The organism is Hahella sp. CR1 (genome assembly GCF_029813005.1).
In the GTDB taxonomy this organism is placed as follows: domain Bacteria; phylum Pseudomonadota; class Gammaproteobacteria; order Pseudomonadales; family Oleiphilaceae; genus Hahella.
On the sequence record NZ_JAPELK010000008.1, the window covers coordinates 77,442 to 91,908 of the forward strand.

At 56.7% G+C, this 14,467-nt stretch carries 10 protein-coding genes; all 10 read left to right on the plus strand.

Annotated features, from left to right (window positions below):
• Positions 1 to 9: 9 nt before the first annotated feature.
• The 10 genes from ONV78_RS19330 (at position 10) to ONV78_RS19375 (ending at position 14,454) form a co-directional block, all read left to right on the plus strand.
• Positions 10 to 1,263, plus strand: coding sequence for a tetratricopeptide repeat protein (locus ONV78_RS19330; protein WP_279505632.1), 1,254 nt, complete (start codon positions 10 to 12; stop codon positions 1,261 to 1,263).
• Between the two features lie 92 nt (positions 1,264 to 1,355).
• Positions 1,356 to 3,248, plus strand: coding sequence for a DUF885 domain-containing protein (locus tag ONV78_RS19335; RefSeq protein ID WP_279505634.1), 1,893 nt, complete (start codon positions 1,356 to 1,358; stop codon positions 3,246 to 3,248).
• Positions 3,249 to 3,460: 212 nt separating this feature from the next.
• The gene (locus ONV78_RS19340; protein WP_279505635.1) at positions 3,461 to 5,182 is read left to right on the plus strand and encodes a peptide ABC transporter substrate-binding protein; all 1,722 of its coding nucleotides are present in this window, start codon (positions 3,461 to 3,463) and stop codon (positions 5,180 to 5,182) included.
• A gap of 57 nt (positions 5,183 to 5,239) precedes the next feature.
• On the plus strand, positions 5,240 to 6,160 hold the full coding sequence (gene oppB / locus ONV78_RS19345; RefSeq protein WP_279505636.1) for an oligopeptide ABC transporter permease OppB: 921 nt from the start codon (positions 5,240 to 5,242) through the stop codon (positions 6,158 to 6,160).
• A gap of 42 nt (positions 6,161 to 6,202) precedes the next feature.
• Entirely contained in the window at positions 6,203 to 7,126 is a 924-nt protein-coding gene (locus ONV78_RS19350) for an ABC transporter permease subunit (RefSeq protein WP_127973347.1), read from the plus strand.
• A gap of 10 nt (positions 7,127 to 7,136) precedes the next feature.
• Positions 7,137 to 8,171 (plus strand): oligopeptide/dipeptide ABC transporter ATP-binding protein, encoded by a 1,035-nt coding sequence (locus ONV78_RS19355; RefSeq protein ID WP_279505638.1) that lies wholly within the window; start codon positions 7,137 to 7,139, stop codon positions 8,169 to 8,171.
• Positions 8,172 to 8,226: 55 nt separating this feature from the next.
• Positions 8,227 to 9,219 (plus strand): oligopeptide/dipeptide ABC transporter ATP-binding protein, encoded by a 993-nt coding sequence (locus ONV78_RS19360; protein ID WP_279505640.1) that lies wholly within the window; start codon positions 8,227 to 8,229, stop codon positions 9,217 to 9,219.
• A gap of 44 nt (positions 9,220 to 9,263) precedes the next feature.
• The gene (locus tag ONV78_RS19365) at positions 9,264 to 10,424 is read left to right on the plus strand and encodes an AraC family transcriptional regulator (protein WP_279505642.1); all 1,161 of its coding nucleotides are present in this window, start codon (positions 9,264 to 9,266) and stop codon (positions 10,422 to 10,424) included.
• Between the two features lie 160 nt (positions 10,425 to 10,584).
• The gene (locus ONV78_RS19370; protein WP_279505643.1) at positions 10,585 to 12,555 is read left to right on the plus strand and encodes a methyl-accepting chemotaxis protein; all 1,971 of its coding nucleotides are present in this window, start codon (positions 10,585 to 10,587) and stop codon (positions 12,553 to 12,555) included.
• A gap of 417 nt (positions 12,556 to 12,972) precedes the next feature.
• Positions 12,973 to 14,454: a glycoside hydrolase family 19 protein gene (locus ONV78_RS19375; RefSeq protein ID WP_279505644.1), complete on the plus strand. Its 1,482-nt coding sequence runs from the start codon at positions 12,973 to 12,975 to the stop codon at positions 14,452 to 14,454.
• Positions 14,455 to 14,467 lie beyond the last annotated feature (13 nt).

Here is a 14,467-nt window from a genome sequence, read left to right on the forward strand (position 1 = left end):
GTGATGAAGATGACGAGCAAACCCCGTTCATATTCGGCGCGACAACGGCTGCGCACGGGCGTACTGACCTGCCTGTCCGCATGGCTGTTGGCCGCCGCCGCGCTGTGCGGCGCCGAAGGCATGGAAATCTCCCCGCAAACCTACAAAAAAGTGGTGAAGGCCAGGGAGTACATTTCCGAGGAAAAATACGGCGATGCGGAAACGTTGCTGTTGGAGCAAAAAGAACGCAGCAAGCGCAAGAAGTTCGACCACATCGAAGTCCTGCGCACCCTGGGCTATCTCTATGCCGCCCGCAGCCAGTATGCGAAAGCTATGCAGGTATTCGAGGAAGCGATCAAGGTGGAGGGATTACCGCCTGAGCTGACCCGGGAGCTGCGTTATAACCTGGCGCAGATGTATATGGCGGAGGACTTGTTCGCGAAAGCTGCGCCGCAACTGGAGACCTATCTGCAGGAGAGCGAGCAGGCCAAGCAGAAGCCTGGCTCCGCTGTCTATCTGGCGCTGGCCAACTGCTACTCCCAACAGAAGCAATACGCCAAGGTGATACCCGTGGTGCGCAAGGCCATTGCAACGGAAGGCAAGGCGCAGGAATCCTGGCTGCAACTGCTGCTGGCGGCCCATTACGAACTCAAGGAATATGATCAGGCCGTCAACGTGCTCAAGGAGTTGCTGCTTGCATATCCGGAGAAAAAGCAGTATTGGAAGCAGTTGTCCGGCGTGTATATGCAACTCAAAAAGGACGCCGCGGCGGTCGCCGTTCTCGAAATGGCCTACCGACGCGATATGCTGGAGGAGGAAAAAGAGTTCGTGAATCTCGCCAACTATCTCGCCTACCAGAATGCGCCCTTACGCGCCGGCAAAATCATGGAGGACGGCATGCAACGCGGCGTGGTCGCCAGCAACGGCGACAACCTGCGCAAGCTGGCCGGCTTCTGGCGTCAGGCGCGGGAACGCAAGCGCGCCATCGACGCTTATAAAACCGCCCTGCAACAACAAGTCACCGGGGACACCCAACTGGACCTCGCTTATCAGCTGTATGAAGACGAAGACTATCGCGCGCTGGTTGATTTGCTCAACGCGCCTGCGACAGACATGAGCGAGGACCAGAAAGGCCGGGCGTTGTTATTGAAAGGGCAGGCCTACTACAACCTGGAGCAGTCCCAGGAGGCGTTGGCGACGATGCGAGAAGCATCGCGCTTTGACGCCAGCGCCCCTACCGCGAAACGCTGGATCAGCTTTCTGTCCGCGGGAGCGGAGCAGTAAAGACGGCGCGGACTCCCGGGCGATTTAAGCAACGAGCGCCCCGTCCAGGCGGTAAAGGGGCGGGGTCTGTAAGAGTGAATGGAAACCAACGGATGTATAAAGCGAAGTTAAAACTGTATTCCTGCGTGCTGCTGTCCTCCTTGAGTCTGGGCGGCGGCATTGTCACTAATGCGGCCTGGGCCGCGGAGACAGGGAGCGTACCCGCGATGGCGCAGACAGAAGCGTCGAATCAACAGGCGGAAGCCTTGTTCGACCGTATTTTTAAAGGCTGGGTGTCGCGCAGTCCCACCTTTCAGTCTTATCTGGGCATCAAAACCGACTACGACAAATGGGACGATATGAGCGAAGCGTTCGCTGAGGAATCGCTGCGCATCGCCAAGGCGGATCTGCAGGACCTGCAGGCGCTGGACCCTTCGCGTCTCAATTCGTCCAACCAGTTGAGTTATCAGTTGATGCAACAGCAACTGGAAGCTCAGATTGCAGACTACCGCTGGCGTCACTACGACTACCCGGTAAACCAGATGTTCGGAACTCATTCCGACACGCCCTCTCTGCTGATCAATCAGCACAGCATCGAGGACATCAAGGATGCGGAGGCCTACATCAGCCGTCTCAATCGCATTCCTGCGCTATTCGATCAGCTCATTGAGCAGTTGGCGCTACGGGCTGACGAAGGCGTGATCCCGCCGCGTTTTGTATTTCCCAAAGTGATTCAGTCCAGCCGTAACATCATTACCGGCAAGCCGTTCGGCGGCGAGGAAGACAGCGCGTTGTTGGCGGACTTCTCTGCGAAAGTCGCCGCGACCGACATTCCCGATGCACGCAAGGCGGCTCTGGTTGCGGAAGCCAATAAAGCGTTGCTGACGTCAGTGAAACCGGCGTACGAAAAACTGATCGCGTATCTGGCTGATCTGGAAAAACGCGCGGACGACAAAGCCGGGGTCTGGAAATTCCCCGACGGCGATGCGTTCTACGCCAACGCGCTGCGCCGCATCACCACGACGGATATGAGCGCGGAAGAGATTCATCAGTTGGGCCTCAAGGAAGTCGCCCGCATTCACGATGAAATGCGCGCGATCATGCAGCAGGTGAAATTCAAAGGCGACCTGCAGGCGTTTTTCGCCTTCATGCGTGAGGACAAGCAGTTCTATTATCCGGAAACGGAAGAGGGCAAGCAGGCGTATCTGCAAAAGGCCACGGCGCTAATCGATGATATGAAAGCCAACCTGCCCAAGCTGTTCCTGACGCTGCCTAAAGCGGACCTGAAGGTCAAAGCGGTGGAGCCGTTCCGGGAGCAGGAAGCGGGCAAGGCGTTTTATGAAGCGCCGGCTCTGGAAGGGGATCGTCCGGGTCTGTATTACGCCAACCTCTACAAGATGAGCGAAATGCCCATTTATGAAATGGATGCGCTGGCCTACCACGAAGGCATTCCCGGTCACCACATGCAGATCTCCATCTCCCAGGAGCTGGACAAGCTGCCCACCTTCCGCAAGTTTGGCGACTACACCGCCTACATCGAAGGCTGGGGTCTGTATTCCGAACTGCTGCCTAAAGAAATGGGTTTCTATAAAGACCCTTATGCGGATTTTGGACGTTTGTCCATGGAACTGTGGCGGGCCTGCCGTCTGGTGGTCGACACGGGTATTCACGCCAAGCACTGGACCCGGGAGCAGGCGATCGACTATCTGGCGGAGAACACGCCTAACGCCCGCGGCGACGTGGTCCGGTCCATTGAGCGTTACATCGTCATGCCCGGGCAGGCCACCGCGTACAAGATCGGCATGCTCAAATTCCAGGCGCTGAGAGAAAAAGCAAAGCAGGAATTAGGTGAGAAATTCGACATTCGCGAGTACCATGATATTGTATTGCGTGACGGAGCCGTTCCGTTAAATGTTTTGGATGGACTGGTGACCGATTGGATCGATCACAAAAAAAGGGATGTTCTCGCCAAAGAAAAAGATGCGCTTCAGGACGGGAAGTCATGAAGTCTCTAAATCTGCTTTTCTTCTTGTTGAAAACATTCGCCCGATATTTCTGAGTCATCGTCCGTTCAGGAGCGGTTATACCTACGCCTTCAGGCCATTCGCCGTTGGTTCCCCCTGTGTGAGCAGAGGGCCGACGGCGTGTTGCGTGGCGAAGCGCGATACAGTCAACCGTTCAGGAACAAAATAAATAGCTAAGGAGTTTGCGAGTATCTATGAAAACATTACACCTGTTTGCCGGCGCGACCATGTTGGCCGCTGCCTTTACCTTGTCAGGATGCGGCGGTTCCGGTGATGAGCCGGTTTCCGTCGCGCCAAAAGCGGAAGCCGCCCAAGTCAGTCAGATGGACGCCAAGTCGGGGGCGAAGCAACCTGGGAGCGCGACGACGCGAATGCACCCGGTCACGGGAGAGCCGTTGTCCGCGGAGCAGGTGCTGGTAAGGGGTAATGGTTCGGAGCCCGGCTCCATAGATCCTCAGTTGGTGGATGACAGCGTTGGCGGCGCCGTCGTTAACGATCTGTTTGAAGGTTTGACCAGCAGTGGCGCCGACGGTCAGTTGATGCCCGGCGTGGCGGAGAGCTGGAGCTCCAGCGAAGACTTCAAAACCTGGACTTTCAAATTACGTCACAACGCCAAGTGGAGTGACGGCGAGCCCGTCACCGCCAATGATTTCGTTTATTCCTGGAGACGCGCAGTTAATCCTGAAGTCGGCTCCAACTACGCTTACTACATGGAAGTCGCGGGTGTCGCCAACAGCACCGCCATCGTCAACGGCGAAAAACCGATTACCGAACTGGGCGTGAAAGCGCTGGACGATTACACCCTGCAGGTGTCTCTGGAAGTGCCGGTGACCTATCTGCCCATCATGGTGTCCCACTACACCACCTATCCCTCGCCACAGAGAGCCGTGGAAAAATACAAAGGCGACTGGACCAAGCCCGGCAACATCGTCTCCAACGGCGCTTACAAGCTGAAAGAATGGAGCGTCGGCGAAAAAATGGTCGCCGTACGCAATGAACACTACTGGGGCAATGCGAACACCATCATCAACGAAGTGGTGTACCTGCCCATCGACGACACCGTCGCCGAAATGCAGCGCTTTGAAGCCGGTGAAATGCACCACACCAACACGGTGCCGGTTTCCCAGATGGAGCGCATCAAGCAAGACATGAACGATGAGCTGATCTCCGTGCCAAAACTGGCGACTTACATGTATCAGTTCAATCTGCAGGAAAAACCCTTCGACGACGTGCGCGTACGTAAAGCGCTGAGCTATGCGATCGACCGCGATATCATCGTCAAATACATCACCAAAGGCGGCCAGACTCCCGCGTACAGCATCACCCCTCCAGAAGTGAACGGCTTCCATTATGTCGCGCCTGAAATCAGCAAAATGACCCAGGCGGAAAGAGACGCTGAAGCGGTTCGTCTGCTCAACGAAGCCGGCTATAACAAAGACAACCCACTGGTGTTCGATCTGGTGTACAACACCAGCGAAGGCCACAAATCCATCGCTGTCGCCATCAGCCAGATGTGGAAAGAAAAACTGGGCGCCATCGTGACGCCGACCAACATGGAATGGAAAACCTTCCTGACTGAAAAAGCCGCCGGTAACTTCAAAGTGGCCCGCTACGGCTGGAACGGCGACTATAACGAAGCCTCCACCTTCCTGACCTTGATGTTGTCCAACAGCGGCAACAACGACGGCAAGTGGAGCAATGCAGAATTCGACAAACTGCTCGCAGACGCGCGCAATTCCACAGATCCGGCGCCTTTCTATGAGAAAGCGGAGCAGATCCTCAGCGAAGAAATGCCTGTGGCGCCCATCTACTTCTACCGCGGCCTGCGTATGGTCAGCCCTCAGCTCGGCGGATACGCCACTAATAATCCTCTGGACATCGCTTACGCCAAAGATATGTACATCAAGGCGCAATAAGTCAGTTTTAGCCGCCTGCGCACGCAGGCGGCTCTACTCTAGTGGGAAAATAAAAACATGCTGAGCTTCATCATCAGAAGATTGTTGGTGGCGATTCCTACGCTGCTGATACTCGTCACTATTTCATTTACATTGATGCACGCCGCGCCCGGCGGACCTTTCACCAATGAACGCAAGGTCCCGGAAGCGGTGATGAAAAACATCGAAGCCAAATACCATTTAGACCAGCCTTTGTGGAAACAGTACCTCTATTATCTTGGCGATCTGGTTCAGGGGGATTTGGGGCCTTCTTTCAAATACAAAGACCATACGGTCAATGAACTGATTTCATCGAGCTTTCCCAGATCCGCCTATATCGGGGTGCTCTCTTTCGTGATTGTGGTGCTGCTGGGCGTCGGCATTGGCGTGGTGGCGGCGCTCAATCAGAATCGATGGCCCGATTACGCGGGCATGACTTTCGCCATGTCCGGGGTCATGCTGCCCAACTTCGTGCTGGCGCCGTTGTGCGTCATGATCTTTGCGGTGTACCTGAAATGGCTGCCCGCAGGCGGCTGGGAGGGAGGGCGCATCGAGTATCTGATTCTGCCCATCGTCGCCATGGCCACGTCCTATGTGGCGCAAGTCGCCAGGATCACCCGCGGCAGCATGATCGAAACCCTCAACAGTACTTTCATCCAGCGCGCCCGCGCCAAAGGTCTGCCGCGCACGCATATTATTCTGCGCCACGCCCTCAAGCCCGCGATGATTCCGGTCATTTCCTATTTAGGGCCGGCGTTCGTTGGGATCGTGACCGGTTCCGTGGTGGTGGATAAAGTGTTCTCCACTGGCGGTATCGGCCAGCACTTCGTCAACGGCGCAATCAATCGCGACTATTCCCTGATTCTCGGCGTCACCATTCTGGTGGGCGCGTTGACTATTTTCTTCAACGCGTTAGTGGACATCCTCTACACCGTGCTCGACCCGCGCATCCGCTACTGATAGCGGCGAACCTAGCGAATCGGATAACAAGGAATACGAATCATGCTGTTGATGGGCAAAGACAAAGGCGTGGCGGCGATGGCCGCCAATATGGGCAAATACAAAGGCCGCAGCCTGTGGGCGGACGCCGCCAGACGCTTCGCGCGCAACAAGGCGGCGTTGATCAGCCTGGGCGTGCTGGCGCTGCTGCTGGCGTTCTCTCTTTTGGGGCACTATGCCTCAGATTGGAGCAACGAAACCATTGATTGGGGGCGCCTGAGCAATATCTACGAACAAGGGCAGCCCAATTTGGAAAGCGGGCACTACTTCGGCCTCGATCATGTGGGACGCGATCTGTATCAGAGAGCGGTGCAGGGCAGTCGCATCTCATTGATGATCGGCGTGCTCGGCGCGTTTGTCGCGGTGGTCATTGGGGCTCTGTACGGTGCGGTATCCGGGTTTGTCGGCGGTAAAGTCGACAGCCTGATGATGCGGCTGGTGGACGTGCTCAGCGCGTTTCCGTTTATGTTCCTGGTCATCGTGCTGATGGCGATTTTCGGACGTAATGTGCTGCTGATGTTCGTCGCCATCGGGGCGGTGAGCTGGCTGAACATGGCCCGTATCGTGCGCGGTCAGACTCTGAGTTTAAAGCGTAAGGAATTTATTGAGGCGGCCTTCACCGTTGGCGTGCATCCCATGGTGATTATCCTGCGACATGTCATTCCCAATCTGCTGGGCGTCGTTATCGTTTACGCCGCGCTGCTGGTGCCGGAAATGATCATGTTCGAATCATTCATTTCCTTCCTCGGCCTGGGCGTCTCCGAGCCGCAGACCTCCTGGGGCGCGTTGATTTCTGAAGGCGCCGACAACATGCGCAGCACCCCCTGGATGCTGGCGTTTCCCATGACGCTGCTGATCGCCACGCTGTTCTGCTTTAACTTCATCGGCGATGGGTTACGCGACGCATTAGATCCCAAGGGTAATTGAGGCGAAGGTTATGACATTGTTGCAAGTAGAAAATCTAAGCGTGTCCTTCAGCACTCCCGAAGGATCGGTCAAGGCGGTCAGCGGACTGAGTTACAGCGTCGAAAAAGGCGCCACCCTGGGCATTGTGGGTGAGTCCGGTTCCGGCAAAAGCCAGAGCGTGTTCGCCATTCTCGGGCTGCTGGCCAGCAACGCCCATGTGTCGGGCAGCATCAAGTTCAACGGACGTGAGCTGATCGGCCTGAGCGAGCAGGAGCTGAATCGCATCCGCTCGAAAGAAATCGGCATTATTTTTCAGGACCCGATGACCTCGCTGAACCCTTTCATGCGGGTCAGCGATCAGTTATCTGAAGTGCTGATGCACCATAAAGGGATGTCGAAAAAAGACGCGCTCAATGAAGCCATCCGTATGCTCGACGCGGTGCGCATTCCTCAAGCGCGGGAGCGGGTGAACATGTATCCCCATGAATTCTCCGGGGGGATGCGGCAACGGGTGATGATCGCCATGTCGCTGCTGTGCAATCCGCAGATGCTGATCGCGGACGAACCGACCACGGCGTTGGACGTGACGGTTCAGGCCCAGATTATGCATCTATTGAGAGAGCTGCAGCGGGAACTCAGTATTTCGATTGTACTGATTACCCACGACCTGGGCATTGTCGCCGGCGCCTGTGATCACACCATGATCATGTACGGCGGGCGCATGATGGAATACGGCTCTACTTTGGATATTTTCAAAACGCCGTCCCACCCTTATACCCAGGGACTGTTGAAAGCGATTCCTAGACCGGATGACGAAAGCGACGAGCTTTATTCCATTCCCGGCAATCCACCGAATCTGCTGAATCCGCCCACGGGATGCCCGTTTGCGGAGCGTTGCTGCGAGGCGGGAGAGCAGTGCGAGGCGCGCGTGCCTGCGCTGGAGGCGTTGTCCGGATCGCGTTTGCGGGCCTGCCACAAGCCCTGGACGCCGCCGCACAGAAAAGAGCCGCCCGCCGCCGGCGCGCGTCTGGAGCTGGAGGCCGGCGTGCGCGGAGATGTGTTATGAAGATGTTGCAATATAAGAACAAAGGTAATGCCGACATGATGAGAGGAGCCGCCCAATGAGCAGCGCCAACCCGATATTGAGAGTTCAGGATCTCTGCGTCCGCTTCGATCTGCCGCGGGGCGGCGTCTGGCCGTGGCGGGGAGATGCGTTGCAGCTGAAAGCGGTGAACCACATCAGTTTCGACCTGTATCCAGGGGAAATTCTCGGCATTGTAGGGGAGTCCGGCTGCGGCAAGTCCACCCTGGCGCGCGCGATTCTTGGCATGCTGCAGAACGTGCAGGGCAAAGTCGTGTGGCAGGGAGAAGACATGCTCGGACTCTCGCCCTCGCAGTTGCGCAAGCGACGCCAGAAACTGCAAATGGTGTTTCAGGACCCCATCGCCTCGCTGTCTCCACGGATGACCGTGGGGGAGATCATCGCCGAGCCGTTGAGGACCCATTATCCGGAGATGTCTTCCGCGGAGCGGGAGGCAAAAGTGGTCAGCATCATGGAGACGGTGGGACTGCACGCCAATCAGGTTAATCGTTATCCCCATGAGTTCTCTGGCGGACAATGTCAGCGTGTGGGCATCGCCCGCGCCCTGGTGCTGGAGCCGGACCTGATCATCTGCGACGAGCCGGTGTCCGCCCTGGACGTTTCCATTCAGGCGCAGATCGTCAATCTGCTGAAAAAACTGCAGCGGGAACTGGGTCTGTCGCTGATTTTCATCGCCCATGACCTTAACCTGGTGAAGTACATCAGCGACAGGGTCATGGTGTTGTATCTGGGGCATGTGATGGAGGTGGCGAACAGTCGCGATCTGTATCGGGAGCCGCTGCATCCCTACAGCAAAGCGCTGATCTCCGCGGTGCCGATTCCAGATCCGGAACTGGAGCGCGGCAAGGACGTATTGTTGTTGGAAGGGGATTTGCCGTCGCCGATCAATCCCCCGCTGGGATGCCCCTTCGTCACCCGTTGCCCTATGGCGACGCAGGTCTGCGAAGAGACCAAGCCGGAACTGCGTGAGGTAGCGGACGGTCAACGCCGCGTCGCCTGCCATCACGCGTGATCATAAGGACGTAATCGAGTTTTAGTTGTTGTAAGGAAGTGTCTATGTCGTTCGTAAAACAGGGTGTTGAGCCATCTATTCACTGTAGCTTCGTATTTTCATATCTCGCATATCTACGCGAGAGCCGGCTTGATGAGCAGGCGCTGGTGGGTGCGGTGAAGGGGTTAAGGGAGTTGTTGGACGAACGTTGCTGGGTTCCCGCGCGCATGCTCAACGAGCTGACCGCACGGGCGCTGTCGGAAACCCGCGATCCCTACATGGGGTTGAGGTTCGGGGCGGAAATCGACGCCTCGACCTATTCCATTCTGGGCTATATCGTCAGCTCTGCGCCTTCCGTGGAGGAGGCGCTGTCCGTGCTGCGCAAGGCGCAACGGGCGGTCAGCTCCATCGGAGAATTACAACTGGTGGTGGAAGAAGACGCCGTCACCTGCGTTTTCAAAGACAACTGGCCGCGCAAACTCATGCTGGACCATCTGGTGGAAGCGTTCATCAGTTGCTGGAAAGCGCTGGGCAGCCGCATCTCCGGCATCAAGGCGCGAGCTACGCTGGTCACTTTCAAGCATGCGCCGGTCGGCGATCCAGTGCAGTATGAAAAAGAGCTGGGTTGCCGGGTGAGCTTTCACAGTCCGGTAGACTCGGTGCGCTTTTCGCTGGAAGGCGTTAATCGCGAGACCCTCTGCGTGGGCGACACGCTGGTCTTCGAAGCGCTGAAAGAGCGTCTGCTGAAAATGCTTGGACCGGGCTCCCGCAACGTCTCCGCTCAGGTCAACCGGGTGCTGGCGAATCTACCGGGGGAATTGTTTCCCAGTATGGAAATGGTGGCGTCCCAATTGGGCATGGAGCCTATTGAACTGGGCAAACAACTGAAAAGCGAGCACGCCAGTTTCCGCATGTTGTTGGACCGTCGCAAGTTCATGCAGACCCTGGCGCTGATGCAAACCACTAAACTCGACCTCGCCGCGATCGCCGTGCAAGTCGGCTTCTCCGAGCAAAGCGCCCTGAGTCGCGCATTCCAGCGCTGGACCGGCATGCCCCCGGCGCAATATCGGGAAATGCTGCAACGGCAGGAACGCTGGTTGCGGCGTCAGCGCGGAGATTCCTCTCTGGGTTCGCTATCGCCGGAGCTTTCCTGGGCGCCTGCGTTGAACAACCGTAATCTGCCCACGCCGCGATCGTTTGTTCCGGAAGAAGCGTTTTCCCGCTGATCCAGACCGCGTAATCTCGCTGCGCAGAATATTCTGCGCGTTTCGTCTCTGGGGCAAATTGAGCGGATAGTCTATTGTTAAAGACGTTGCGGATGTTTTAAGCGTCCGTGCGTCAGACTATTGCTCTTGATGGATATCCCCCCAGCAGACGGAGTGGCTTATGAAGCTCAATTTCTTTCAGAAGCTTGTTTTACTGGTGGCGCCTGCCGCCGCCTGTCTCTTGATACTGGCTTATGTGATTATTTCCGAGTCTCTGCGCGAGTACCAACAAGCGGATGACCTCACCTACATGGTGGCGCTGGCGGGGAAAAGCAGCTATCTGACCCACGAACTGCAAAAAGAACGCGGCGCCAGCGCCGGGTATCTGGGGTCGGGAGGCAAGGCCTTCGGCGACACCCTCAAGGAACAGCGCACCCTGACTGATCAACGACGCTCTGAACTATCCGCCTTTCTGACCAAACACCGCGACATGATCGTCAGACCGCAACTGTTGGAGCTGATGAAAACCGTCGATGACCTGATAGCGCAAATGCCGCAGATCCGACAACGGGTCGACAGCCTGAATATTCCCGCCGCCGAAGCCATCGGCTATTACACCAAGCTTAACGCACTGCTGCTTTCCTCCGCAGCGACCGTCGCCGATGACGCGGTGACGCCTCAAATTAGTTCGGCGCTGATGGCTTATTACAACTTTCTGCAGGGCAAGGAGCGGGCGGGAATCGAGCGGGCGGTGCTCAGCAATACTTTCGCCGCCGGGAAGTTTGCGCCCGGAAATTATGAAAAATTTATCCGGTTGGTCAGCGAACAGAATGTTTACCTGGATACCTTCGACCAGTTCGCCCAGCCTGAGCAGGTTGAATATCGCAAGCGCACCTTGCAGGGCGATGCGGTGGAAAAGGTGGAAAAATACCGCAGCTTCGCCTTGAGCGGCGAGTTGCAGCAGGATGCGGCGGACTGGTTCAAGCAGTCTACTGGACGCATTAACCTGCTGAAAAACATCGAGGACAAATTGACGAGTGATGTGCTGGCGCTGGCTGAGCAGGTTAAGAGTGATGATCTGAGTTTGTTATGGTGGCATTGTGCACTGGCTCTGATTTCTCTGGTCATCGTCGGGGGTATGGCGACATTTCTGACCCATGGCGTGCACAAGCAGGTGAGCAGCCTGATGGAGACCATGCGCGCGGTGTCCATTCGTAAAGACCTGCGCAGTCGGGCGAAAGTCCTGGCGGGAGATGAACTGGGGGAAATCGCAAGCCTGCTGAACGATATGCTGGATAACTTCCGCGACGCGGTACACCGGATTTCCGCCTGCAGCGGACAATTGGCGTCCGTGGCGGAAGAAAGCGCCGTGACGGTGGCCACCACAGCGGACAGCCTGGGGACGCAGAAGCAGGATACGCTCATGGTCGCCTCCGCCATCGAGGAAATGAGCGCCTCCATCAAAGAGGTTGCGGAGAACACGTCCAGCGCCTCCAGCGCCGCCGGTTCCGCAGACTCGCTGGTGAACAAAGCCAATCAACTGATCTCGGATGCGGCGACAACCATTGATACTGTTGCGGCGCAGGTCGGCGAAGCGTCGGCCTCCATTCGCAGTCTGCGCGATAGCAGCGAGCGCATTTTCCAGGTGGTGGACGTCATCAAAAGCATTGCGGAACAAACCAACCTGTTGGCGCTCAACGCCGCCATTGAAGCGGCGCGCGCAGGCGAACAAGGGCGGGGATTCGCCGTGGTGGCGGACGAAGTACGCTCGCTGGCGCAACGCACCCAGAGTTCAACCACGGAAATTGAAGACATGATCAAGTCCTTCCAGGACGAAAGCGGCCGGGCGGTGTTGAAAGTGGAGGCGAGCAAGGATTCCGTCAACAAGAGCGTAGTGGGCGCAGGCGAGGTGCGCGAAGTGTTGACCGACGTGCTGGCGGCGATCCACGACATCAACCAGCGCGCGTTGCAGATTGCGGCGGCGGTGGAGCAGCAGGCGCAGGCCAGCGGCGATATCGCCTCAAAGATGCAGTCGATTGGCGAAAAATCTCAGGTTGCTGCGGAAGCCGGGGACCAAATCTCCGCCGCCGCTGGCGAACAAAGTCGCCTGGCGGACGAACTCAAAACCCTTTCCACCGCGTTTCAGGTGTAATTACTCAGAATAAAAAAGCATAAGAGGCTGTGCCTCTTATGCCTGTCGCTTTGTTTTTCCTGCTAACTCGCCTCAAATAAATAACGCTTATCCTAAGTTAAAATCAAATAAAACAAACTGTTGCGTATTGCCTTTCGGCCTCGGCGGCCACTCACTTCATCCGCCAAATTGCATAGAAAAAATACCTTTCTGGATGATACCAATTCGTGTACTAATATATACCATTGAGATACCAATAATAAGTAATCTCATGTGGTAGGTAGGTCCATTGATATAAGTGGTACGGTATAGGCGGTCCAATATAGCCCTAACGAGGCGTGCAAGGCGCAGCCCAGTAAACCGGCCTGGGCCGCTTATTACAAAAATCCAATAAGGAGTCCCGTAAACGCCGGGACGTTTTGCCTCAAGGAAATAACTATGCGTACTCAATTTAGATTCGGAATGGGGATATTAGCCTCTGTTTTCTGTCTATCCAGCGCAGTTGTCATGGCTGCTGTGCCGGAGTGGAAAAGCAACGCCGTTTATCAGGGCGGCGATCAAGCGCACACCGCCAATACGATTTTTCAGGCCCGCTACTGGACGCAGGGAGATGATCCCACCGCCTCGGGAGAGTGGGGCCCCTGGAAGCAAGTAGGACCTTGCGACGCCTCCTGCAGCGGTGGCGACAGCCCCGGCGATGGCGGCGATAATCCGGGAGATGGCGGCGACAGCGCCAGCGATCTGCCGCAACCTCTACCGGGCGGCGGCTACAGCATGAAAGCCTCTGCGCTGGACGCAGCGGAAGCCAGTCTTACCGATACGCCTCTCTTCAATAAAGTCAAAGACTCCGTCAAAACCCTGGATAACGCTCAAGTCGAAGCCATCGTTCCCGGCGCCGCCTCTAACCCGGCGAACGTCAAACGGGTGGAGAACATCATGTCTTCCGCTCAGTTCGAGCAGACCTTTCCGCAGCGTCATGAGTCCTACACCTACACCCGCTTTTTGAGAGCCGTCGGCAAGTTCAAAGGGTTCTGTTCCACCTATGACGACGGCCGCGACAGCGACGCCATCTGCCGTAAATCCCTGGCGACCATGTTCGCTCACTTCACGCAGGAAACTGGCGGTCATGATGGCAACTCCTCCATTCCACAGTGGCGTCAGGGCTTGGTGTTCGTCAGAGAAGCCGGGTGCGACGCGAATAACTCGGGATGCGGCTACAACGCCGAATGCAGTCCGGACACCTGGCAGGGCAAAACCTGGCCTTGCGGGAAGGACGCCAGCGGCGACTACCTGAAATATTTCGGCCGTGGCGCCAAGCAGCTCAGTTACAACTACAACTACGGCCCCTTTTCCCAGGCCATGTACGGCGATGTGAGGGTGTTGTTGAACGATCCTGAAAAAGTCGCCGACACCTGGCTGAACTTGGCTTCCGCCGTGTTTTTCTTCGTGTATCCGGCGTCTCCGAAACCCAGCATGCTGCACGTAGTGGATGGGACCTGGACGCCTAACGCTCACGATGCGCAACTGGGCATCAAACCTGGTTTTGGCGCCACCACCAATATCATCAATGGCGGCATCGAATGCGGTCACGGTTATGAGAAGCCACAGTCAGTCAATCGCATCGACTATTACCGCAACCACGCTCAGGCGCTCAATGTCGCCATTGGCGCCAACGAAGAGTTGGGATGCAAGGATCAGAAAAGCTTCGACACCCAAGGCTCCGGCGCATTGCAGGTGTACTGGGATCAGGATTGGGGTTATTACCCGGACATGCCCGAAGGCAAATCTTTCGCCTGCAAGCTGGTCGGCTATCAGACCCCCTACTTCGCGCTGGCGCAAGGCGACTATCGCAGCTGCGTGGAGAACTTTTTCAACGTCACCGTCGTGACTGATGAAAAACAACAAACAGCGGGACAATGAAGCCCGCGACCGC